This is a genomic window from Halosegnis rubeus, from assembly GCF_009184545.1.
Lineage (GTDB): Archaea > Halobacteriota > Halobacteria > Halobacteriales > Haloarculaceae > Halosegnis > Halosegnis rubeus.
Window position 1 is genome coordinate 56,780 of the sequence record NZ_QJOW01000004.1, and the last position, 22,682, is coordinate 79,461.

The window sequence follows — 22,682 nt, forward strand, 5'->3', positions numbered from 1 at the left end:
TCGCGCCCGCGGGTCAGGTACCGATAATGGACGAGGACCTCCGCGAGCGAGTCGAACGCGAGGCCGAGCGGGCCGCGCTGTTCAACGCGCTCAAACACGGTAGCGACGCACAGGTCGGGGCCATCATGGGTCCGCTGATGGGTGAGAACCCGGACTTCCGCGAGCACGGCGACCGGATTCCGGGCGTCATCGCGCCGGTCATCGAACGCGTGAACGGGCTGGACGAGTCGGCAAAGCGCGACCGCCTCGAGGAACTCGACCCTGAGGCGGTCGAAGAACTCGACGCCGAGGAGGAAGAAGACGAACACGACCTTCCGGACCTCTCGAACACCGACGACGGCGTGAAGATGCGCGCCGCGCCGAACCCGAACGGACCGTGGCACATCGGTCACGCACGGATGCCCGCCGTCATCGGTACCTACGCCGAGCGCTACGACGGTGAGTTCATCGTCCGCTTTGACGACACCGACCCGGAGACGAAGCGCCCGGACCTCGATGCCTACGACGCCATCCTCGAGGATATCGAGTATCTCGGTTTCGAGCCGAGCGAGGTGTACCGCGCCAGCGACCGCCTCGATATCTACTACGAGCACGCCCGCGAGCTCATCGACGCCGGCGGTGCATACACCTGTACCTGCCCGCAGGGTGACTTTTCCGAGCTGAAGAACAGCGGCGAGGCCTGTCCGCACCGCGAGAAAGACGCCGAGACGGTCCACGAGGAGTTCGACGCGATGGTCGACGGCGAGTACGATTCGGGCGACGTCGTCTTGCGCGTGCGCACCGATATCGACCACAAGAATCCCGCACTGCGCGACTTCGTCGCCTTCCGGATGATAGATACGCCACACCCGCGTGAGGAAGCAGCCGACTACCGGTGTTGGCCCATGCTCGATTTCCAGTCGGGAATCGACGACCACCTGACGGGCGTCACGCACATCATCCGGGGTATCGACCTGCAGGACTCGGCGAAGAAACAGCGATTCGTCTACGACTACTTCGGCTGGGAGTACCCCGAGGTGGTCCACTGGGGCCACGTCCAGGTGGACGCCTACGACGTGAAACTCTCCACCTCGACGCTGAAAGAGAAGATCGGGGCCGGTGAGTACGACGGCTGGGACGACCCCCGGGTGCCGACAATCAAGTCGCTGCGTCGGCGAGGGATTCGCGGGCAGGCCATCGTCGACGCGATGGTGGAACTCGGCACCTCCACCTCCGACGTGGACCTCCCGATATCGAACATCTACGCGCACAACCGCGAACTGGTGGACGACGAGACGGACCGCGCCTTCGCCGTCCGCGAGGGCGTCCGCTTCGAGGTCGCCGGCGGTCCCGGCTCCGCGCACCCGCCAGTCCACCCCGACCACGAGGACAGAGGCGAGCGCGACATCCCGGTCGGGGATTCGGTCATGCTCGAACCCGACGACGTGCCCGAAGTCGGGGAACGCGTCTGGCTCAAGGGCTTCGGACCGTTCGGGCGCGAGGGCGACACGCTGGTGTACACCGACGAGTCCATCGATATCGTGCGCGAGAAGGACGTGCCCGTCGTCCACTGGGTGCCGACCGACGGCTCCGTCTCGGTTCGGATGCGGACGATGGACGGTGACGTGGCCTGCTTCGCGGAGCCAGGCATCGAATCGTACGACGAAGGCGACCTCCTCCAGTTCGAGCGCATCGGCTTCGTCCGCATCGACGAACAGACCGACCGCGAGACGGTCGTCTACTTCACCCACGAGTAACGCCTCAGTAGTCGATTATTTTACCTCGGGCGTAGTGGCTACCCGTATGCGAGTGAGCCACCCGTGACCGACGCGTATCTCGTCGGCGCAGGACAGTCGGACTACGGCAGCTTCCCGGACGAATCGTACCGGTCGTTGTTCGCGACGGCCTACGAGAGCACCCTCGATTCCGTTCCCGAGGGCATCGACCCCGACCGCATCGACGAGGCGTTCGTCGGCACGCTTGGCGTCGGCGGCCGGCAGCTCGGTCTCTCGGGACCGGCAGTCACCGAACACGTCGGTCTCCATGGCGTCCCGACCACGCGCGTCGAGAACGCGTGTGCCGCCTCGGGGTACGCCGTCCGACAGGCCGTCCAGGCCGTCAAGTCGGGGATGGCAGACGTGGTGTTGGCCGGCGGCGTTGAAATCATGACCGACGCCTCCGGCGACGCCGTGCGCTACTGGCTCGGGGTCTCCGGCGAAACCGAGTGGGAGCGGCTCTCCGGGACGACCTTCTCGGGCGTGTACGCGCAGATGGCTTCCGCCCACATGCGCGAGCACGGCACGACGAAAGAACAGCTCTCACACGTCGCCGTCAAGAACCACGCCAACGGCGCGAAGAACCCACACGCACAGCTCGGCTTCGAGTGCACGCTGGAGGACGCGATGAACGCCCCGACCGTCGCGGACCCGCTCACGCTCTATCACTGCTGTCCGACGACCGACGGCGCGGCGACGGCGCTCATCGTCAGCGAGGACGTGGTCGACGAGTTCACCGGCGACCCGATCCGCGTCGCCGGCGTCGGTGCCTCCTCCGACCGCGTCGGCCTGTTCCAGCGCGACACCTACTCCGGGGTGCCGGCCTCGAAGCGGGCCGCGGACGAGGCCTACGAGATGGCCGACCGCTCCGTAGACGACCTCGATTTCGCCGAGGTGCACGACTGCTTCGCCATCGCTGAGCTGATGGCCTACGAGGACATCGGGCTCTGTGAGCGCGGCGAGGCCGGCGAGTACATCGAGTCGGGCGCAACCAAGATGGACGGTGAGATGCCGGTCAACACCTCGGGTGGACTCAAGTCGAAGGGCCACCCCATCGGCGCGACCGGTGCCGGACAGGTGGTCGAGGCGTACAAACAGCTCTCCGGGCAGGCGGGCGACCGCCAACTCGACGACCCCGCGGTCGGACTCACCCACAACGTCGGCGGTTCGGGCGGTGCGGCCGTCGTCCACGTCTTCGAGCGGGAACAGGAGGTGGAACAATGAGCTACGGTCTCACCGCCGTCGGCGCGTACGCGCCCGCCTACCGCATTGCAGCCGAGGAGTTCGAGGACGCATGGGACTCCTTCCACGCGCCCGGCGTCGAGACGACCGCCGTCCCCGACGCCGACGAGGACGCGCTGACGATGGGCTGGGAGGCCGCGACCCGCGCGCTCGACGCCGGTGGCTCCGACTCCGAATCGGTCGACTGGCTCGCGTTCGCGAGCACGACCCCACCGCTCGAAGAGGAGGATTTGACCGCACGCCTCGGCTCTCTGCTCGGCGTGTCGACTGACGCCACGCGGCGTGTCTTCACCGGCAGCACGCGTGCCGGCACGCAGGCGCTCGATTCGGCGCTCACCGCCCAACCGGACTGCGGACTCGTCGTCGTATCCGACTGTCCACAGGGCGAACCGCACGACGCCCGCGAGCACGCCGCCGGTGCCGGCGCCGCTGCGTTCCTCGTCGGCCCGGACGCGCCCGTCGTGGTCGCCGATTCGGCGACTCACACCGAGGCGTACCCCGGGACGCGGTTCCGCGAGCGCGGCAGCGACGCCGTCGATAGCATCGACGCCGGCACGTACGACCGGAACGCCTTCGCGCGTCCGCTCGATGCGGCCGTTGACGGCGTCGAGACCGGCGACCTCGACGCGGCGGCCGTCCAGATGCCAGACGGCAAACAGCCCTACCGCGCGGCCGGCGCGATGGGCGTCGACACCGAAACGATTCACGCCGCGGAGACGGTCTCCACGCTCGGTGATACGGGCGCGGCCTCAGTCCCACTCGGCGTGGCGACGGCCTTCGACGAGGGAGCGGCGCGCGTCCTCGCGGCCTCGTGGGGGTCGGGTGCAGGAGCCGACGCGCTCGTCTTCGAGCGCGACGGCGACCTCCCGACCGCCATCTCGCTCGACGCGGGCGAGTCGGTCAGCTACGCCGCCTACCTCCGACTGCGCGGCGAGATTACGGCAGAAGAGCCGGACGGCGGCGGCGCGTACGTCTCCGTGCCGACGTGGCACCGCTCGCTCCCGCAGCGACACCGCCTCGTCGCCGGCCGGTGTCCCGACTGTGGAACTTACACCTTCCCACCGGAAGGTGCCTGTCGCGGCTGTGGTACGCTCGTCGAGTTCGAGGCGGTCGCGCTGGCCGGGACGGGAACCGTTGAGGCGAAGACCGAAATCGGCTCCGGCGGTGCACCGCCGGAGTTCGAGGCGCTCCAATCCAAGTCCGGAGCCTTCGGCGTCGCCATCGTCGCGTTCGACACGCCCGACGACGAGACGGCGAGCAGCCCGGCGATGGTCGTCGGCGACGCGGCCGTGGGCGACGAGGTCGAAACCGTTCAGCGAAAAATCTACGCGCAGGAGGGCGTCACCCGCTACGGGTTCAAGATCCAGACGACGTAGGCGGAACGACTTTTCACCCCTCGCCGTGACGGGCCGGTATGCACGTCGCTGTACTCGGTGCCGGAACGATGGGCCGTGACATCGCACACGTCTGTGCCGTCGCCGGCCACGAGGTAACACTGCGAGATGTGGACGAGTCCGTGCTCGGAGAGGCACGCGACCACGTCGCGAGCAACCTTGACGGGAGTGTCGAGCGCGAGAAGCTCACGAAGGTCGAACGTGACGCTGCGCTCGACCGGCTCACGACAACGACCGACCTCGATGCGCTCGCCGGCGCGGAGTTGGCCGTCGAGGCCGTCCCCGAGGACATCGACCTGAAACACGCCGTCCTCTCTGAGGTCGACCCGGTGCTCGACGACGACGCGCTCGTCGGGACGAACACCTCTTCGCTGTCCGTGACGAGCGTGATGGACTGTCTCGACGACCCGAGTCGCGGAGTCGGACTCCACTTTTTCAATCCCGCGTACATCATGGGGCTGGTCGAGGTCGTCCTCGGTGAGCGGACGAGCGAGGGGGCCCGTGAGCAGGCGGAGTCGTTCGTCGCCGACGTCGGCAAGGAGGCCGTCACCGTCACCGACACGCCGGGGTTCGCCTCCTCGCGGCTGGGCGTCGCGCTCGGCTGTGAGGCGATGCGGATGGTCGAATCCGGCGTCGCGGACCCCGCCGACATCGACGCCGCGATGGAGTTGGGGTACCGGCATCCGATGGGACCGCTCGAACTCACTGACGTGGTCGGTCTCGACGTTCGGCTCGACATTTTGGAGTATCTCCGCGAGGAGTTGGGCGAACGGTTCAAGCCGCCGCAGGTGCTCAAACGGAAGGTCCGTGCCGGAAAGCTCGGGAAGAAACGCGGGGAAGGGTTCTACGTCTGGGAGGACGGCGAACCGGTTAAGTAGATGAGCGACTCGGATTCCGACCACGCCGACATCATCGACGAGCTGGAAGAGCTTCACGACAGAGTCGACGCGGAGACCCGCGAACACGTCGACGAGCTGATGGAGCAAGTGACGGAACTCCAGTCTCGCGGTCGAGGGAACGTCATCGTGGGCTTCGACCGGACCGACCTCTCCGAGGCGGCCATCGGTTCGCTCGTGTTCGGAATTCCGATGTTCGTGGAGGGGGGAACCAACGAGGTCGGGGGCTATCTCGCAACCAGACCGCTTCAGCTCCTTGCGACGATTGCCGTCGCCGTCGCCATCGTCTACGGTATCGTCTACGTCGCCGACTTTCAGGACGTGCGAGTCCACCGGCCCTTCCTCGGCATCGTGCCGCGACGGATGGTCGGTATCTGTGGCGTGACATTCCTCGTCGCGCCGCTGGGGCTGACGGGATGGGGGCGAATCGAGTGGGAGACACCGCTGCTCGCGGTCGCGACGACGACCGTCGCGTTCGTCCCGATGTCCATCGGCGCGACACTGGGTGACATCCTGCCCGGCTCATAATCGGCCCTTTTGACAAAGGTTAAACCGCGCGCACACCGACGCGTGAGTATGAGCGAAACCGAGCAGAAGCGCGCACGCAAGTGCGTCTCCTGTGGAATCAACATCTCCGGCACAGCGGCCGCCCGGTTCGACTGCCCGGACTGCGGCTGTGAGATTTTCCGCTGTGCGACGTGTCGCAAACAGAGCAACCTGTACGAGTGCCCGGACTGCGGGTTCACGGGGCCGTAACGATGGGACAGGTCGCTGTCAAGATGAAGGTCATGCCGCAAAACCCCGACGTTGACCTCGATGCGCTCCAGGACCGACTCGAGCAGTCGCTCCCGGAGGGTGCAAAGATCAACGGCTTCCAGCGCGAAGACGTCGCCTTTGGTCTCGTCGCGCTCTTGCCGACCGTCATCGTTCCCGACGACGCCGGCGGCAGCGGTGCCGTCGAGGAGGCGTTCTCGACCGTCGAGGGCGTCGAGTCGCTCGAAGTCGAGTCGCAGGGTCGACTGTAGGTTCGTTCGCTGCGGTTTTCGGTCACTTCGCCCGTGAGCGGCGCGGCCGGGCCGGAACGCACGTTTTATAACGCTGACCGAGTTACCGTGGGGTACGACAATGCCAAGTTCCAACGGACCCCTCCACGGTACGCGGAACAAACTCAAGAACAAGCCTCGAGACCGCGGCACCTCCCCGCCACAGCGCTCGGTCGAGGAGTACGAGACCGGCGAGAAGGTCCATCTCAAGATCGACCCGTCGGTCCACAAGGGCCGCTTCCACCCGCGCTTCGACGGTCAGACCGGCGAAATCGAGGGGTCGCAGGGCCGCGCGTACAAGGTGCTCATCACCGACGGCGGCAAGGAGAAGACGCTCATCTCGAACCCGGCACATCTCCGCCGGCAGGAGTAACCCGATGACCATCTTCAAGGAGATCGTCGACGAGGAGTATCTCACCACCAGCGAGGTGAAGGAGGAACTCGAAGTCATCGAGGAGGAGCGGTCCGGCGAGGACAGTCCCGAGATGCCCTACGAGCTGGCGCGTGCAATCGAACACGCCAACCGGTTCGGTGATCTCTCGGCGGAGGATTCGCGTGCGCTCGTCGCAGACCTACTGGAGTTGGAGAAGGTGTCTGAAGCGACCGCCTACAAAATCGCCGACCTCCTTCCCGAGGACCGTGCGGAACTGCGGTCCATCTACGCACAGGAGCGCTACTCGCTGTCCGGCGACGAACTCGACGACGTGCTCAACGTCGTCTCGCAGTACGCCTGAGGCCGGCGGATTTTAAATACACTGTTGCCATACAAATCACTATGAGTAACGCCGACAGCAAACCGTCCGGCGACCGCATCGACGTGATTACGCTGGACGTGCTTCCGAACGGTCTCCCTTCGGACAATCGCCCGCGATCACAGGCGACGCCGATCGCGTACGGACTCGACACCGACGCGTTCCGGCTGTACGAGCTGACGCTGACGGACGAGGCCCACGTGCTCGTCGGTAACACACTCACGCTCGCGCCGGCCGCCGAACAGAGCGAGGACGTGAAGCGCAGCCGGCGGATCGAGTACGCCGACCTCTCGGGGACTGCCCAGTCGGAACTGGAGTACGCCATCGAGGACCTCATCGACGAAGAGGAACGCCGGTTCGTCGACTACTACAACGAGGCACAGCCCATCACGATTCGGCTCCACCAGCTGAACCTGTTCCCGGGAATCGGGAAGAAGCTCCGCAACGACATCCTCGACGAGCGAAAGCGCGAGCCGTTTGAGTCGTTCGAGGAGGTGTCCGACCGTGTCTCCGGGCTTCACGACCCAAAACAGACCATCATCGACCGCATCCTCGAAGAGCTTCGCGAGGACGACCTGAAGTACCGCATCTTCGCCGCCGAGTGAGGCGACTCGTGAAGGCTTTTCTCCGCCGCCTGCAAACCACGGGTAGTGACCGACCCTGAGTATCGTGACCCGGACGCTCTCATCCGCCGGGCAAAGCGGGGCGACCCGGAGTTCGACCAGCACTTCCTCGTCGACGACCGGGTGCTCGACCGGATTCCAACGCATCTCCCCGCCGACGCCGACACCAGTCACCTCCTCGAAATCGGTGGCGGTACGGGCGCGTTGACCGACCGCCTGCTCGTCGCCGGCGAACGCGTCACCGTCGTGGAGCGTGACCCCGACCTCGCGGATTTTCTCCGGCGAGAGTTCGCCGACGCCGTCGACGAGGGCCGGCTGACCGTCGTCGAGGGGGACGCCCTCGACGTGTCGCTGCCCGACTTCTCGGCCTGCGTCTCCAATCTCCCCTACGGCGTCTCCTCCGAAATCGCCTTCCGACTGCTCCCCGAGAAGCGACCGCTCGTCTTGATGTTTCAGTACGAGTTCGCCGCGCGGATGGCCGCCGACGCGGGGACCGACGAGTACGGCCGGCTCTCCGTCACTGCGGGCCACTACGCCGACGTGGAGCTGGTCGAGACCGTCCCGAAGGAGGCGTTCGACCCACAGCCTCGCGTCGAGAGCGCGCTCGTCCGGTGTACGCCACGCGACCCCGAGTACGAGGTGCCGGACGACGAGTTCTTCCTGGATTTCGTGACGGCCTGTTTTACGCAGCGCCGGAAGACGATGCGCAACGCCGTCCGAAACACGACCCACATCTCCGGGCTGGCAGACGGTGATGCCGTCGTCGCTGCCGCCGAGGAGTCGCTGCTCTCGAAGCGAGCCGGCAACGTGACCCCGGCCGAGTTCGCCGAACTCGCCGCAGTCGCGTGGGAGGTCGGTCGGTGATGGCGGGTCAGTCGACGGCAACTCCGACGCCGAGGACGCCGCCAGAGCCGTCGGCGTTCGCGCTCAACCTCGCAGATATGCTCGCGCCCACGCGTCCGATGCAGTATCTCGTCAGCGCCCTCGCGCTCGTCGGTTTCCTGCTGGGAACGTATCTCGTCTATCGGGCCGGCCCGCTGTTGAAGCGCCGGCTCACCGACGACGGTGCCGAGGGGCTACAGGTGGCCGTTGCGACGCTGTTAAGCATCTGTTCTGCCGGCGTGCTCGTCGTGGTCTGGCGGCGGACGCCGGCGGTCAGGCTCGCGCTCGATAGCATCAGTCCCTCGCCGGTCGCCGGGGTTCGACTGTTCATCGTCCTCGTCGCGTTGAGCATCACCTACACTGCGACGCGGGTCGCGAAGCGATTTGTCCGGGTCGGCGAGAGCCGCAACGCCATCACGTCACACCAACGGGAAGTGCTCCACCATCTCGTCCAGATTCTCCTGTTCATCCCGGCGTTCCTGTTTTCGCTCACGCTGTACGGGATTCCGGCACAGAACCTGCTCTTGTCGGCGAGCGCGCTCGGTGTGGTGCTCGGGCTGGCGGCCCGCCAGACACTCGGGGCTGTACTCGCCGGCTTCGTCCTCCTCTTCGCGCGTCCCTTCAAGATGGGAGATTGGGTCGAAATCGACGACAACGAGGGTCTCGTCACCGACATCTCCATCGTCAACACGCGGCTCCAGACGTTCGACGACGAGATGGTGATGATTCCAAACGACCAGATTACCGACTCGGCGATTACGAACCGGTCGCGCAACGAACGACTCCGCGTCCAGGCGGACGTGGGGGTCGACTACGACACCGACGTACCCGAGGCCTGCCGGATCGCGACCGAGGCGATGGACGGTATCGAGATGTTGATGGACGGTCCCGAACCGGAGGTCGTCGTCAAGGAGTTTGGCGACAGCGCCGTCACCCTGAACCTCCGATTTTGGATTTCCGACCCGACGATACAGAAGAAGTGGGCGGCCCAAAACGCCGTGATGGAGGCCGTCAAACAGGCCTTCGAGGCACACGACGTCGCGATTCCGTTCCCACAGCGCGTGCTCTCGGAGCGTGAACAGACCGACGGGCTTGACGTGCGCGCTGTCGACACGGACGCGTCGGCGGACGGAGACGCCCCCGACGAGACAGGTGACGCCGGTGAGTGACCTCGCCGACCAGCGCGGGATGGAGACGGCGGTGTACCAGCCCGCGGAGGACTCGAAATTGCTCGCGGACGTGGCCGTCGAGTCCGTCGACGGCTCCGACCGCGTGCTCGATGTGGGAACGGGGTCGGGTTACGTCGCCGGGCGAATTGCCAGCGCAACCGCGGCGAGTGTCGTTGCGAGCGACGTGAATCCCCACGCCTGCCGCCAGGCGCGCGACAACGCCCGCGAGGAGACTATCCCGCTTGACGTGGTTCGGGGCGACTGCACGCGTCCGTTCGACGCCGAGACCTTCGACGCCGTGACATTCAATCCGCCGTATCTCCCGCGCGACGAGGCGGCCGAACGCGACGACTGGATGGAACGCGCCCTGACGGGGGGTGAGACCGGCCGTGAGGTCATCGAGTCGTTCCTCGACGACGTGGCCCGCGTGCTCACCTCGGACGGCGTGGTCTTTCTCCTCGTCTCGACGCTGACCGACATCGAGGCGGTAGCGGGCTATGCGGCCGACCGCAGCCTCGCCGCCGAGACGGCCCGCGAGGAGTCGTTCCCGTTCGAGCGACTCGCCGTGTTGAGAATTACTGAAGAGCATTAGAACGCTTCGGAAATATTAAGCCTCGGTATGTCTACGTGTTCGTAATGACGGAACTAGTCGCGACGACGCCGGGGCTGTTTCCCCTCCCCGACTGGGCGAAAGACCGGCTTTCGGACCTGAAGGGCCACCAGAAGTCCGACCTCATCGCCGGCGACGAGACGGGCGAGTTGGCCGAGACCTACGACGACGTGCGAACGGAACTCGTCGAGACACAGATCGATGCCGGGCTCGACCGCGTCACCGAGGGCCAGGGCCGGTGGGACGACATGCTCGCCCACCCGCTGACGGTCCACGACAGCGTGGAGACCCGCGGTATCGTCCGCTACTACGACAACAACAACTTCTACCGCGAGCCGGTGGTCGCCGGCGACCTCACGCCCGGCGGCGACGTGGCACAGGAACTGGAGGCGGCCGCCACGCAGACCGACGACCTACAGGCCGTGCTCCCGGGACCGTACACGCTCGCCGAACTCGCGACGAACGAACACTACGCCGACCGGTCGGCGTTTCTGAACGCGGTCGCGGAGTTCCTCGCCGGTGAGGTGGCAGAGTTTCCGGCCCACGAGACGCTGTTCTTACTCGAACCCTCACTCGTGGAAGACGCGCCCGAGGACGGTTTCGACGCGCTCGCGAGCGAGGCAATCGACGCCGTGGCCGAGGCGACTGACGCCGAAGTCGTCGTCCACCCCTTCTACGGTGCCCTCGACGAGAAGGTGTACGCCCACCTGATGGACGCCGACGTTGACGCCATCGGCTTCGACCTCGTCGCGAACCACGAACAGAACGTCTACAACGTCCAGGAGTACGGGACGAAAGACTCGGTCGCGCTCGGCGTCGTCGACGGTCAGAACACGCTCGTCGAGGACCCCGAGACCGTGCGCGAGCGGTTCGAGTGGTTCGATTCCCAGATTCCGGCCCAAGAGTTCGATACCGTCTACCTGACGAGCAACACCGAACTGTTCTATCTGCCAGTCAACAAGGCCGAAGCGAAGGCGGAGACGCTTGCAAACGCCGCAGACCTCGAAGAGGTGACACAATGAGCGACAACCGAGCGCAGTTTAGACCGCCGAACCACCCGACGGATAGCTTCCTCCTCACCACGGTCGTCGGCTCGTACCCGAAGCCGAAGTGGCTGAACCGTGCCGAGGAGCTGACTGACGACGAGGAGTACGACTTCGACGAGACCCACCTCGGCGAGGCCCACGACGACGCCTGCCGGCTCATCACCAACGAGCACGAGCGCGCCGGTCTCGACGCCGTCGTCGACGGCGAGATGCGCCGCAACGAGATGGTCGAGTTCTTCGCCCACCGCATCGATGGATACGAGTTCAACGGCCCGGTCAAGGTGTGGGGACACAACTACTTCGACAAGCCGTCGGTCGCAGAGGAGGTCGAGTACGACGAGCCGTGGCTGGTCGACGAGTTCGAGTTCACGACTGGGGTCACCGACCGCCCGGTAAAGGTCCCAATCACCGGCCCGTACACGCTCGCGAACTGGGCGTTCAACGAGGCCTACGAGAGCGAGGAGGAGCTCGCGTACGACCTCGCCGACCTCGTGAACGAGGAGATCGAGCGGCTCGTCGACGCCGGCGCACGCTACATCCAGATCGACGAGCCGGCGCTCGCGACCACGCCCGACGACCACGCCATCGTCGGCGAGTGTCTCGAACACATCGTCGCTGGTATCCCGGACGACGTTCGCATCGGGCTTCACGTCTGTTACGGTGACTACTCGCGCATCTACCCCGAGATGCTGGAGTACCCCGTCGACGAGTACGACCTCGAACTCGCGAACGGCAACTACGAGCAGCTAGACGTGTTCACCGCCGACGAGTTCACGAAAGACCTCGCGCTCGGCGTCGTGGACGCCCACGTCGCCGAGGTGGAGTCCGTCGCCGAAATCAAGGAGAACATCAAGAGGGGCTTCGAGGTCGTCCCGCCACAGCGGCTCACCGTCAGCCCCGACTGCGGGCTGAAGCTCCTCCCCCGTGAGGTCGCTTATGCGAAGATGGAGAACATGGTCCAGGCTGCCCGCGAAGTCGAGGCCGAACTTGACGCCGGCAAAATCGACGTCGGCTACGCCGGTACGCAGGCCCCCGCAGACGACTGACGCTTACTCGTCCCGAACTGCGGCGACGAACAGTGTCTCCGGCCGGTCTGTGGCCAACTCCATCTCGAAGCCGGCCCCGGCGAGCGCACGTGTGACGGTATCGAGGTCGTATCGCTCGGTCAGCGGCGGCCCCGCCTCGCCCTCCCCGCCGGCGGACCAGTCGGCGACAACGAGCCGTCCCCCCGGACGAATCGTCCGCGCGAGTTCGGCGAGCGCGTCGTCACTCGCGAACTCGTGGTAGGTCATCGTCGAGACGGCGGCATCGAGCGCGTCGTCTGCGAACGGAAGCGTCGCCACGTCCGATTCGACCAGCTCAACGTTGTCGGGCAGCGACTTCTCCCGGTAGTAGTCGTGCATCGCCGGCTGGATGTCGACCCCGTAGACGTGACCGGCGCGGGCCGCCACGTCGTCGGTGTAGAAGCCGGTGCCGCTGCCGAGGTCGGCGACCGTCTCGGTCCCGTCGAGCGCGAGCGCCCAGAGCAGCTCTTCGCGGGAGACGTACCGGTAGCGACGGCCGGCGTCTTCGAGGGTGGCGGCTCTTTCGGCGTCGAACGTGTGGTGGCCCATATCACACCCCTCCACTCGCGGACGGAAGTAGCCCGCGGTTCATACGAGCAGCTGTACGTCGGCGTCGGCCATGCGTGACAGCGCCGTCGCCGCGCCCACGCCCACGGTGACGCCATCGTGGAAGCGCTCCTCGTCGTGGCCCATCAGGTCGATGGTCATCTGACACGCCTGGAGTTCGACGCCCATCTCGAGTGAGGTGTCGAGCAGCTCCTCGACGGTCGCCACGTCGTTGTCGGCGATCTTCCGCTCCATCATCGCCGTGGCGAGCCGGTCCATCCCGGGGAGGGCGGCGACGGCGTTCGGCATCGGCATGCTCGGATTGCCCACCGCGCTCAACTGGAGGTCACTGGAGTGGTCCTCGTGGAGGATATCCAATCCCCAGAAGGTGTGGAAGACGGTCACGTCCCAGTCGAAGGCCGCGGCCGTCGAGGCGAGAATCAGTGGTGGATACGCCATGTCGAGAGTGCCCTGCGTGGCGACGATGACCATCGACCGCTCGCCTTCGGTCCCCTCGTCGGCTTCCAGTTCCTCGATGCGGGCCTCCAGTTGTGCGATTCGCTCGCTCGCCTCGCTCGACGTGGTGCTCATTCGACGCGCACCCGGTGGACGTACACCGTCTCGCCGTCGTCTTCGGTCTCTGTCTGGTCGACGAGCGTGACGCCGGGCGTGCCCGCGGCCCAGCCGTCGATGTCGCTCACGCTCCCCGAATCGGTCGCGAGTACTTCGAGTACCTCCCCGGCGTCGAGGTCATCGATAGACTGTTTCGTCTTGACGACCGGCATCGGGCAGGCTTCGCCTTTCACGTCGACTGTCTCCGTCGGAGTGTCCGTCATGGTTTGCAATCGAACTGCAATCAGGTACGGTGCGACAAGAGCCTTTCGTCCACCGTGCAATCTACCTTGCTCGTGAGAGTATTGGTGACTCGATTTGTATCCAGTGTGTGACGGCATTTGCGCCGAAATGTCTTTTTGGCTCCTATATCAGGTACGCGGTGGCCAACGTTCAGTTGCAAGACGAGTGCAATACTAACGCAATCCTTTTGACGGCGAATCCACGAATGGGAGTATGAGCAAACCGATGTTTCCGGAGACGGACGCGGAAATCGACCCGACGACGCCGGCCGAGTTGAAGACTCGTCTCGACGCCGGTGAGTCCGTGACTCTCCTCGATACGCGGGCGGAATCAGAGTATGAAACGTGGCACATCGACGGGCCGACCGTGCGGACGGTGAACGTCCCGTACTTCGAGTTCCTCGACGGCTTCGAGGCCGACCTCGTGGCTGACGTGTCGACCGACGAGCCGGTGGTCGTCGTCTGTGCGAAGGGGAAATCCAGCGAGTTCGTCGCGGAGCTACTCGCCGACGCGGGGTATGACACCTCGCACCTCGAAGACGGGATGCGCGGCTGGGCGCGGCTCTACGAGCACACCGACCTCGAACTGCCGTCGGGGTCGCTCGTGCGCCAGTACCGCCGGCCCTCTTCGGGCTGTCTCGCGTACATGGTCGTGAGCGACGGCGAGGCCGCCGTCGTCGACCCGCTGCGCGCGTTCACCGACCGCTACGTCGCGGACGCACGCGACCTCGGCGTGAACATCGAGTACGTGCTCGACACGCACATCCACGCCGACCACGTGAGCGGGCTGCGTGACCTCGCCGACGCGACCGGAGCCGAGATGATTCTCCCCGCTGCTGCTGTGGCCCGTGGCGTCGTTGATGGCGATGAGATGCGTCCAGTCGAGGGTGGCGACTCACTCGCGGTGGGGACGGCGACCATCGCCGTGCGTCCGACGCCGGGCCACACCTCCGGGATGACGACCTACCGCGTCGACGACCACCTCGCGCTCACCGGCGACACCCTGTTTCTCGACAGCGTCGCCCGTCCCGACCTCGAAGACGGCGACGACGGTGCCCGAGCCGCGGCCGAGCAGCTGTACGACACCCTCCACGACCGCCTGCTCACGCTTCCCAACGACACGCTGATCGGCCCGGCCCACTTCGGCGATGCCGAGACCGCCCGCGATGACGGTGCTCACCTCGCCACGCTCGGCAGTGTGGTCGACCGGCTTCCGCTGCTCAGCGTGGATAAAGAGGTCTTCGTCGACCGCGTGCTCGCGAACATGCCGCCACGCCCCGCGAACTACGAGGAGATCATCGCGGCCAACCTCGGACAGACGACCCCAAGCGCCGCAGACGCGTTCACGATGGAACTCGGCCCGAACAACTGCGCGGCGGGTGAGTGAGATGCTGTTTCCGAACGGCTGGCTCCCGTATCTGGTCGGCGGCGTCCTCATCGGTCTCGGGACGGCGATTATCTACCTGACGACGGCCATCCCAGCCGGCGCGAGCACGTTCCTCGAATCCACGCTCTCGTACGCCTCCGACCGACCGCGATTTCAAAAGTATCGCGGCTCCCGGGACTGGCGTGTCGTCTTCTCCGTCGCCATCGTGCTCGGCGCGGCCGCCTACGCCTTCACCTTCGGTGACGGGCCGTGGACGACGGACGTGCAGCCGTGGCGACTCGCCGCTGGTGGGCTTCTCGTCGGCGTCGGCACCCGGCTCGGGAAGGGGTGTACCTCGGGACACGGGGTCTGCGGTATCGGTTCCGGGTCGCGCACCTCGCTCGTCGGCGTCGCCACGTTCGTCGCCGTCGCAATCGGGACCGCACAACTGGTAGCAGCACTGGGGGTGTCGCCGTGAGCGACCACGACCAGCACCCGCTGTTTCTGCCGGCGGTGTTCGTCGGCGGGCTCGTTTTCGGTGTCGGGCTTGCCGTCAGCAGGATGGCCCGCCCGGAGGTCGTGCTCGATTTCCTCCAGTTCGAGGACTTCGGGCTCCTGCTCGTTATGGGCGGTGCGGCGACCGTGACGGCCGCGACCGTGACACTCGCGGTCAAATCCGGAGGAACGGCCCCGCTCACCGGTCGTCCTTACGGCCGTCGGCTGAAGGAGTTCGATTCGAACGTCCTGCTCGGCGGCGGTGTCTTCGGGATCGGCTGGGGACTGTCGGGTATCTGTCCTGGCGCGGCCTACGCGAGCCTCGGCGTCGGCAATCTCCCGATTCTGTGGGCCATCGCCGGGATGTTCGCCGGCGCGTACCTGCAGGGGTGGCTCCGCGACGCCGTGCGGGCAGCGGACGCGACGGAGGTGGGTGCATGACGCCGCACACAAGCGTTTTCGCCGTCGCTCTCGGAGGGGTCAGATAATGCCGGACTCGATGGCCGCGATGCTGGAACAGGACCTAGAGTGTGAGTCGCTGCTCGACTGCTTCCACGGGCTGAACGACTTGGACCGGCGCGTCTTCCGGCTGCTCGTCGAGTCCGACGACCCGCTCACGGTCGATGAACTCGCGGAAGAGATCGACCGCGAGCGGACGACCGCCTACCGGTCGCTCCAGCGGCTGCTCGATGCCGGTATCGTCGAGAAGAACCGAGAGAGCTTCGAGTCGGGCAGCTACTACGACGTGTTCTCGCCCGTCGCTCCGGACGAGATTGCAGACGACATGCAGCGGCTGCTCAACGACTGGTACGCTACGGTGGGACAGCTCATCGCCGAGTTCCGCGACAAGTACGAGACGCAGGCGACCGAGCCGACGGAGCCGACGCCCCCGGATCCAGAATGAGCGACCCGACCGACCCAACCGACTCACCCGACCCCGGTGTCGGTCGCGGTCTGCTCGAGGAAGAGATGGGTCCCTCGGGCGCGATGGCCCACCTCTATCGCGGCGAAGTCCACCGCATGAAGCTGTGGCGTGAACGGCTCGACCGAACGACGAACTGGACCGTTCTGCTGTTGGCCGCGATTCTGACGTGGGCGTTCACCAACGAGTCGAACCCGCACTACGTGCTGCTCATCGGAAACCTCGCCGTCGGGCTGTTTCTGGTCATCGAGGCCCGCCGGTACCGCGCGTACGACATGTGGCGCTCGCGAGTCCGAACGCTCCAGCGAAACGTCTGGGCGCTCGGCTTGGACCCGATGCGGGAGCCGACCGACGGCTGGCGGGAGCGACTCGCTGAAGACTACCATCAGCCGACGCTGAAGATATCGGCCGAAGAGGCCATCGCTCACCGTCTCCGTCGGGTTTATCTCCCGCTGTTCGCCATCCTCAACGGCGCGTGGGTCGTTCGCGTGACCGCATTCAGCTCACTGCCGTGGCCGGAAAGCGCGGCTATCGGTATGGTGTCTGGTGCCGTCGTCACCGTGGCTGTCGCCGCTGCGTTCGCCTGTGGACTCGCCGTTGCGCTCCGACCGCGGACATGGCGCGCACGCGACGAGCTCCGGCGAGAGAATCTCCGCAGTCCCCACGAGTGAGCCGACGCTAGCTGGCGAAAAATCACACATCAAGACAAAAACACGAGCACAATATGAGTGATGTCGAGAGCTTCATTCGATTCTGTGAGAGCGAGTTCGGGACGGCGGTCATGGACCGCGAAACTGGCGCATTCGCGCCTCAAGAACAGGTCACGTCGTGAACCACAATATCCCAACGTGGGAATCCTCGCCCTTCAGGACGGGGAGGATGTCAATCGGTGTAGGTTTCGATAAGTGTTCGGAGTTGGTCTTCGCCTTGGAGACCGACAATTTCCTCGACCTGCTCACCGTCGGCAAACAGGACAAGGGTGGGAACCCCTCGAACGCCGTAAGCAGCAGCGAGCTGCTGGTTTGCATCGACATCAACTTTCGCGACGGTAGCACCCGTGTCGGCGGCTAACTTCTTGACAATCGGCTCGAGCATCTGACACGGCCCACACCAGTCAGCGTAGAAGTCAGTAAGGACTACTTCATGTTCCGCGATAACCTCGTCAAGTTCGGACTTGCCACTAATGTGGAGTGGTTCATTCGCGGCCGATGCGCCTGTCTCTGCACTTGTTTCTGTCGCCATCACTGGTTAGTATGCACTGGTCTAAATTAAGACTTGTGTGTAGAGTACACAATACTACCCACATTCAACCGAGTCAGTCAGATTCCTCGGGTATCTCTGAATCGAGAGTGAGATGCAAGAGCCCGCGCGCCTTGAAAGACAGCGATTAGCTCTCGGCGGCAGGGACTGCCGTTTCAGACTGCTCATACTTCGTTTCAAACTCCTGGATAAGCTGTCCCATCTTCGCGTACCAGTCGTTGAGCAGTCGTTGCATGTCGTCTGCGATCTCTGACGGGTCCGTCGGCGAGTAGACGTGATAGTATCCGCCTTGGTCGTAGTTGATCTGGTCCTTCTGAATGAAGCCCGTTTGCAACAGCCGCTGAACTGCGCGATAGGCGGTCGAACGCTCCCGTTCGACAGCGTCTGCGATTTCATCAACGGTTAGTGCTTCGCCGGATCCGACGAGTGCCCGGAAGCAGTCTTTATCAAGCTCTTTCAGTCCGTGGAAACACTCGAGGAGTCCTTCACACTCCATGTCTCGACGGAGTTGTTCAGACATTGAATCTGGCATTGGTATCACCGCACAGTACGTCTTACACGAATAAAAGACTTGTGCGCAGACTGCACACATTCGCGCACAAAGCCTCAGTGAAAAATAGCTGCCGCGAGGTTTATCATTAGTCTGCCGCGGTAGGCGTCGGGGCTTCTTCTGAACGAAGCGCCTGAATCGAACTGACAACGACGGCTCCGGCGACTAGTGTGGCAGCACCAAGGATCATAACCAGCGAGACGGTCTGCAGGACTGGTATATCCATGACGTTCCCAATCTTTCGGACGGCAACGGCGAGTGCTCCCAAGAGCAACATCACTCCAAAGTAAACCTTGATCTCGTCTTCGTTGACAAGGCTCGTTGCTCCTGCACCAAGCCGCGCACCTAGCGCACTCCCTGCGAGTAGCGGCACAACAATCGAGAGATTAACTGCTCCGTCCATTGCATAGAGGAAGCTCCCGATACCGCCTGAGAAAACAATCTCGAACAGGTCTGTACCGACTGCAATTGGGACGGGAACCCCGATGAGGTAAAAGAGGGCTGGCATCCGGATGAAGCCACCTCCGACACCGAGGAATCCGGAAAGGAGTCCGGTTACGAATGCAACACCGAGAATCATCCATAAAGAAACGGTAATGTCGCCCCGAAGATTCATCATCGGGGGGACTCGATAGGACTGAATTTTCTTTGCGATATCTGGAATATCCTCTGCGTCGGCTTCAGCGTCGGCATCGTGACTGATGCCACCACTACCATCCCCCTTGGTCGCCTGATAGGTGATGAAGGCACCAATCCCGCCCAATAACCCGACGTAGATGATGCTCACAACAGTATCAGCGAGGCCCATCCCTTGGAGGAAATGGAGACCGATTTTGCCTACTTCAATACCGGCAGTGGTTCCAGCAATCATGAGCACGCCGAGCTTGTAGTCCACCTGCCCGAGATCTCGGTGTTTGAGTGTTGCAATGACAGACGTTGCAAACACGAATGCAAGTCCGGATGCAACGGCGACATCGGTCTTATACCCCATCACCATCAGCGCAGGAGTCACTAAGAATGAGCCGCCCATGCCGAAGAAGCCGAATAACAGCCCAATGAGGACGCCAAAGCCTACAAACAGGCCAAGCAGCCATGCCGGGCTTCCGAGTAATTCAATCATTCTTGACGACTCACGGCATTGATGATAGCCTTGCCAAAGACGCGCTCGAGTAGGCCATAGCCCAGATACAGGACGATTGCCTCTATCAATACAGCTCCGACGACGAGCATAGCGCCGTCAATGCCACTGGCATTTTCAAGTCCGAACATTCGCCACCACCGTTCGTAGTATTGTGTAGTTCATGGTTTGCTACTCATCTCTGCCTAACCGATTGCATGATATAACAGTTTTGGAAGATATACACAATACTATCGGGTGTGGGAAGCAGTAAGTTATATCAAACTCACAGTCACTCTCTTAGGCAAAGTATCCCCCAAGGGTTCTGATACTGCCTCTGTGGAATCACTGGTAAAATCCAGAGGATGGTAACGGTGAATATCTAATTAACTGAGGATAATGAATTGTCCTATCAATGATATATTGCTGGATTATCGAAGTCAAAGCCTGCGTACATCATTCGTTGTGTGTCCCGTCTCGATGGGAGAGATACATTTTCCATACGCAATTCCGTGCGTTTGGTTATGGCAGTTCATAACAATCAACAAGCCAGCATCGATGGCGTGGAACTTCCTGATGTGGTGCCTCTTGAGCTGTCGAATCTAACACGGCAGAGTTGGGAGCTAGGGAAGCGTACCGTCGAAGCTGAGACGACAACGACCCTCAGTAAATGGGAGTCTCAGCATGGTCAGTGGCAACTGTCAATCTCCGAGGTTACAACGGAAACTGCGATTCTGTCTCTCCGGACTCCTGCGGGTCGAGAGCGATTTTATGCAGCAATTCAATCAGAGGTCCAGTCTGCTCTCGACACTCTCAACACAAGTCCTTCTTGGAGCAAAATTAGATGAATTGATTCGGGTCGTGAAACACAGGGTTGCGTTTGAGCACGCGATGAGTTCACAGCAGGACCATTCCAGCGAGATATGCGAGGGTGAATGACAGAGCGAACGACCCTGCCCACGCACCTACTGTCATGAGGATTTTTCGTGCATCTATAGCTGCTCGACCCCCAACCGCTGCGCCACTGCCGATAATGGCACTGACGACGATCTCGTTGAACGATACCGGGACACCCAACAAGACTGCAAGTTGGGCGATGAGGAACGACGGCACCAGTGCAGATATCGACCGACGGGGCCCAAGCGACGAGTAATCTTGTGCAAGCGATTTAATCATCCGAGGTGCCCCCGTCCATGAGCCGATAAGCATCCCGAGCCCCCCGCCGACAAGGACGACAGACGTCGACACCATTCCAATCTCATCAAGCAACGGTAACAGCGGCCCAACAGCAAGCCCGACCTGACTGCCACCGGCAGAGAATGCGACGAGGGCTCCAAGACTCAGTAAGACATGTCGCAGGCCACTGGATTTGTCGTGACGGATATCTAACCAGGTAAGACTCGCAATCACGAGTGAGACAATCGCTGTGATTCCAGCGACTGACCCAAGCCCCTCCATCGCTAATCTCCGCTGTATAACCCCGCTAATCGTCCCCGGTGTAGCTCCGACACCAAGGAAGCTGAACTGAATATTCACGAGCACAGCTCCAACGAGAGCGACGAGGATCGGGATGCTATAGCGTTCTGGAACCGTTTCGCGGGGAAGTAAACTTGCAATAACGAATGCGACTCCTCCGCCGACAAGTGGTGTAAGAGCCCAGACGGCAGCAATTTGTTGATACTTTACCCACACGGGGGTACCCCCAAGGGCTAGTCCGACACCAATCACTGCGCCCGTCACAGTGAATGCTGTCGCAATCGGGTATCCAGTCAGGATTCCGATAGCCATCAGTCCAGCTCCCAACACCAGTACAAGAATCACACCAGCTATGGGGAGACTGACTCCACCGATGAGACCACTGCCAACTGCCTCTGAGATACTCCCCCCTTGAATAACGGCTCCGGCAAAGCCGAAGATTCCAACAAGAAACGCCGCCCGCATCGTTGAGATTGCATTCGCGCCAACGGCAGGTGCAAACGGGGTTGCACCGCTTGATCCAGCACCGATGACCCAAGCCATGAACAGGCTAGCGAGTGCTGCAGCAACGAAGAGGGAAATAAGAGCGAAATCCATTAGATCGGGAATTAATCCGCGTTAACTGCGGTGGAGTCCCGTTCTGCACGGCTACTCCGCCAGTAGCCTTGGGCATACGCGCCGAGGAACATCCCTGCTAGTGCCCAGAGGATGGTGATGTTTCCAACACCGAGACTAGCATAGGCGGCACCGGGACAGATTCCTGAGAGTCCCCACCCGACGCCGAAGATTGCACCACCAATGAGCACGTTACGGTCAAACGGCTTCAAGCGCCGCTCGTAGCGGTTTCCGGTGAGTGGTGCGGTTTCTCGGATGCGCGGCAGCAGGGCGAACGCGATGCCGGAGACGATTGCCGCTCCGAACATCACGAATGGGAGTCCCAGGTCCTCGAACAGGAGGAAGTTCACCACGACCTCTGGTCGTGCCATATGGCTGAACCCGAGTCCGAATCCGAACACTAAGCCGCCAACAAAAATCAGCGGCTTGAACAGCGGATGTCGGTTACTCATGGGCTCACCCCTAGGGCTGCAACGACCTGTGCAGTACCAATAGCTACCGTCAGGAACGTCAATACACCCACTAACGATGTCTTCGATGCCGATCCAACCCCGCAGACGCCGTGACCTGACGTACATCCCTTCCCAACGCGGGTACCGATACCCACGAGGATGCCGCCAAGGAAGAGGCGCCACGGCTGGATATCAGTCGTCCAGAGTGTGACGCCAGCGACCTCGTACAGCTGGCCGGTCGTTCCGGGTTCATACAGCGGGCTTGTGATGAGACCGGACTGGAACGTCGCGGCAAACGCGAGCGCTCCAAGGATGATGCCTGCAGTGAAGAGTACTCGCCAGTCTCTTGAGGCGACATACTGTTGGAACCGCGATTGATCGGATACATACGATAACGTCGACTCTAAGAATGTACTCGCTCCGGCTGGAATTCCCGTTCCAACATAGATGAGAACGGTCCCAAGTCCAACGAGAAGGCCGCCGACGGCGTAGCGACTAATCCCATTTGGGAAGAAGTCGGCGGCTGCTTGGAGCAGTACTGGATCAGGGACCAT

At 63.2% G+C, this 22,682-nt stretch carries 30 protein-coding genes; 20 read left to right on the forward strand and 10 right to left on the reverse strand.

Annotated elements, in window-relative coordinates:
• Nucleotides 1–26: 26 nt before the first annotated feature.
• From DMP03_RS09935 to DMP03_RS10005, 15 genes are all read left to right on the forward strand, one after another.
• Nucleotides 27–1,736 (forward strand): glutamate--tRNA ligase, encoded by a 1,710-nt coding sequence (locus DMP03_RS09935; protein WP_152120531.1) that lies wholly within the window; start codon nt 27–29, stop codon nt 1,734–1,736.
• A 63-nt stretch (nt 1,737–1,799) separates the two neighbouring features.
• Nucleotides 1,800–2,978 carry a thiolase domain-containing protein gene (locus DMP03_RS09940; RefSeq protein WP_152120532.1) on the forward strand — a complete coding sequence of 393 codons (1,179 nt, stop codon included), beginning with the start codon at nt 1,800–1,802 and terminating at the stop codon, nt 2,976–2,978.
• Complete coding sequence (locus DMP03_RS09945) at nt 2,975–4,372, forward strand: zinc ribbon domain-containing protein (RefSeq protein WP_152120533.1); 1,398 nt, start codon at nt 2,975–2,977, stop codon at nt 4,370–4,372. The genes DMP03_RS09940 and DMP03_RS09945 overlap by 4 nt, the downstream gene beginning before the upstream one ends.
• A gap of 38 nt (nt 4,373–4,410) precedes the next feature.
• On the forward strand, nt 4,411–5,268 hold the full coding sequence (locus DMP03_RS09950; protein ID WP_152120534.1) for a 3-hydroxyacyl-CoA dehydrogenase family protein: 858 nt from the start codon (nt 4,411–4,413) through the stop codon (nt 5,266–5,268).
• Nucleotides 5,269–5,814: a DUF2391 family protein gene (locus DMP03_RS09955; protein WP_152120535.1), complete on the forward strand. Its 546-nt coding sequence runs from the start codon at nt 5,269–5,271 to the stop codon at nt 5,812–5,814.
• Between the two features lie 48 nt (nt 5,815–5,862).
• Nucleotides 5,863–6,042, forward strand: a complete 180-nt coding sequence (locus DMP03_RS09960; protein WP_075936098.1) for an HVO_2753 family zinc finger protein — start codon at nt 5,863–5,865, stop codon at nt 6,040–6,042.
• 2 nt (nt 6,043–6,044) lie between these two features.
• Nucleotides 6,045–6,311, forward strand: coding sequence for an elongation factor 1-beta (locus DMP03_RS09965; RefSeq protein WP_152120536.1), 267 nt, complete (start codon nt 6,045–6,047; stop codon nt 6,309–6,311).
• A gap of 100 nt (nt 6,312–6,411) precedes the next feature.
• Nucleotides 6,412–6,702, forward strand: coding sequence for a 50S ribosomal protein L21e (locus DMP03_RS09970; RefSeq protein ID WP_152120537.1), 291 nt, complete (start codon nt 6,412–6,414; stop codon nt 6,700–6,702).
• A 4-nt stretch (nt 6,703–6,706) separates the two neighbouring features.
• Nucleotides 6,707–7,063, forward strand: a complete 357-nt coding sequence (locus tag DMP03_RS09975; RefSeq protein WP_075936101.1) for an RNA polymerase Rpb4 family protein — start codon at nt 6,707–6,709, stop codon at nt 7,061–7,063.
• A gap of 41 nt (nt 7,064–7,104) precedes the next feature.
• Complete coding sequence (locus DMP03_RS09980) at nt 7,105–7,686, forward strand: DUF655 domain-containing protein (RefSeq protein ID WP_152120538.1); 582 nt, start codon at nt 7,105–7,107, stop codon at nt 7,684–7,686.
• A 45-nt stretch (nt 7,687–7,731) separates the two neighbouring features.
• Nucleotides 7,732–8,568, forward strand: coding sequence for a 16S ribosomal RNA methyltransferase A (locus DMP03_RS09985; RefSeq protein WP_152120539.1), 837 nt, complete (start codon nt 7,732–7,734; stop codon nt 8,566–8,568).
• Nucleotides 8,568–9,755 carry a mechanosensitive ion channel family protein gene (locus DMP03_RS09990; RefSeq protein ID WP_152120540.1) on the forward strand — a complete coding sequence of 396 codons (1,188 nt, stop codon included), beginning with the start codon at nt 8,568–8,570 and terminating at the stop codon, nt 9,753–9,755. The genes DMP03_RS09985 and DMP03_RS09990 overlap by 1 nt, the downstream gene beginning before the upstream one ends.
• Complete coding sequence (locus tag DMP03_RS09995) at nt 9,748–10,347, forward strand: HemK2/MTQ2 family protein methyltransferase (protein WP_152120541.1); 600 nt, start codon at nt 9,748–9,750, stop codon at nt 10,345–10,347. Before DMP03_RS09990 ends, DMP03_RS09995 begins: the two co-directional genes overlap by 8 nt.
• 44 nt (nt 10,348–10,391) lie before the next feature.
• Nucleotides 10,392–11,387, forward strand: coding sequence for a 5-methyltetrahydropteroyltriglutamate--homocysteine methyltransferase (locus DMP03_RS10000; RefSeq protein WP_152120542.1), 996 nt, complete (start codon nt 10,392–10,394; stop codon nt 11,385–11,387).
• Complete coding sequence (locus DMP03_RS10005) at nt 11,384–12,457, forward strand: methionine synthase (protein ID WP_152120543.1); 1,074 nt, start codon at nt 11,384–11,386, stop codon at nt 12,455–12,457. The genes DMP03_RS10000 and DMP03_RS10005 overlap by 4 nt, the downstream gene beginning before the upstream one ends.
• 3 nt (nt 12,458–12,460) lie before the next feature.
• Here DMP03_RS10005 and DMP03_RS10010 read toward each other — a convergent pair whose 3' ends face one another.
• The 3 genes from DMP03_RS10010 to DMP03_RS10020 are packed head-to-tail and all read right to left on the reverse strand — an operon-like array spanning nt 12,461 to nt 13,857.
• Nucleotides 12,461–13,024, reverse strand: coding sequence for a class I SAM-dependent methyltransferase (locus tag DMP03_RS10010; RefSeq protein ID WP_152120544.1), 564 nt, complete (start codon nt 13,022–13,024; stop codon nt 12,461–12,463).
• Nucleotides 13,025–13,063: 39 nt separating this feature from the next.
• Nucleotides 13,064–13,612, reverse strand: a complete 549-nt coding sequence (locus DMP03_RS10015; protein ID WP_152120545.1) for a DsrE/DsrF/DrsH-like family protein — start codon at nt 13,610–13,612, stop codon at nt 13,064–13,066.
• The gene (locus tag DMP03_RS10020) at nt 13,609–13,857 is read right to left on the reverse strand and encodes a sulfurtransferase TusA family protein (protein ID WP_152120546.1); all 249 of its coding nucleotides are present in this window, start codon (nt 13,855–13,857) and stop codon (nt 13,609–13,611) included. The genes DMP03_RS10015 and DMP03_RS10020 overlap by 4 nt, the downstream gene beginning before the upstream one ends.
• 232 nt (nt 13,858–14,089) lie before the next feature.
• Here DMP03_RS10020 and DMP03_RS10025 point away from each other — a divergent pair, with 232 nt between their 5' ends.
• Genes DMP03_RS10025 through DMP03_RS10045 form a run of 5 tightly spaced genes read left to right on the forward strand, consistent with a single transcriptional unit; the run spans nt 14,090 to nt 17,329 of the window.
• Nucleotides 14,090–15,262: an MBL fold metallo-hydrolase gene (locus DMP03_RS10025; RefSeq protein ID WP_152120547.1), complete on the forward strand. Its 1,173-nt coding sequence runs from the start codon at nt 14,090–14,092 to the stop codon at nt 15,260–15,262.
• Between the two features lies 1 nt (nt 15,263).
• Nucleotides 15,264–15,719 carry a YeeE/YedE family protein gene (locus DMP03_RS10030; RefSeq protein WP_172967119.1) on the forward strand — a complete coding sequence of 152 codons (456 nt, stop codon included), beginning with the start codon at nt 15,264–15,266 and terminating at the stop codon, nt 15,717–15,719.
• Nucleotides 15,716–16,177 carry a DUF6691 family protein gene (locus DMP03_RS10035; RefSeq protein WP_197739321.1) on the forward strand — a complete coding sequence of 154 codons (462 nt, stop codon included), beginning with the start codon at nt 15,716–15,718 and terminating at the stop codon, nt 16,175–16,177. Before DMP03_RS10030 ends, DMP03_RS10035 begins: the two co-directional genes overlap by 4 nt.
• Nucleotides 16,178–16,223: 46 nt before the next feature.
• Nucleotides 16,224–16,640, forward strand: coding sequence for a helix-turn-helix domain-containing protein (locus tag DMP03_RS10040; RefSeq protein WP_152120549.1), 417 nt, complete (start codon nt 16,224–16,226; stop codon nt 16,638–16,640).
• The gene (locus DMP03_RS10045; protein WP_152120550.1) at nt 16,637–17,329 is read left to right on the forward strand and encodes a DUF2270 domain-containing protein; all 693 of its coding nucleotides are present in this window, start codon (nt 16,637–16,639) and stop codon (nt 17,327–17,329) included. The genes DMP03_RS10040 and DMP03_RS10045 overlap by 4 nt, the downstream gene beginning before the upstream one ends.
• 211 nt (nt 17,330–17,540) lie before the next feature.
• On the opposite strand, the gene trxA is transcribed toward DMP03_RS10045, so the two are convergent.
• The 7 genes from trxA to DMP03_RS10085 form a co-directional block, all read right to left on the reverse strand.
• Nucleotides 17,541–17,900: a thioredoxin gene (gene trxA / locus DMP03_RS10055; RefSeq protein WP_152120551.1), complete on the reverse strand. Its 360-nt coding sequence runs from the start codon at nt 17,898–17,900 to the stop codon at nt 17,541–17,543.
• Between the two features lie 145 nt (nt 17,901–18,045).
• Nucleotides 18,046–18,450 (reverse strand): helix-turn-helix domain-containing protein, encoded by a 405-nt coding sequence (locus DMP03_RS10060; RefSeq protein ID WP_152120552.1) that lies wholly within the window; start codon nt 18,448–18,450, stop codon nt 18,046–18,048.
• A 106-nt stretch (nt 18,451–18,556) separates the two neighbouring features.
• Nucleotides 18,557–19,588, reverse strand: a complete 1,032-nt coding sequence (locus DMP03_RS10065) for a sulfite exporter TauE/SafE family protein (RefSeq protein WP_152120553.1) — start codon at nt 19,586–19,588, stop codon at nt 18,557–18,559.
• A complete protein-coding gene (locus tag DMP03_RS14985; protein WP_182024751.1) occupies nt 19,585–19,737 on the reverse strand; it encodes a DUF7512 family protein in 153 nt (50 codons plus the stop codon). Before DMP03_RS14985 ends, DMP03_RS10065 begins: the two co-directional genes overlap by 4 nt.
• Before the next feature lie 745 nt (nt 19,738–20,482).
• On the reverse strand, nt 20,483–21,658 hold the full coding sequence (locus DMP03_RS10075) for an inorganic phosphate transporter (protein WP_152120555.1): 1,176 nt from the start codon (nt 21,656–21,658) through the stop codon (nt 20,483–20,485).
• An 11-nt stretch (nt 21,659–21,669) separates the two neighbouring features.
• A complete protein-coding gene (locus DMP03_RS10080) occupies nt 21,670–22,128 on the reverse strand; it encodes a YeeE/YedE family protein (protein WP_152120556.1) in 459 nt (152 codons plus the stop codon).
• Entirely contained in the window at nt 22,125–22,682 is a 558-nt protein-coding gene (locus tag DMP03_RS10085; protein WP_152120557.1) for a YeeE/YedE family protein, read from the reverse strand. The genes DMP03_RS10080 and DMP03_RS10085 overlap by 4 nt, the downstream gene beginning before the upstream one ends.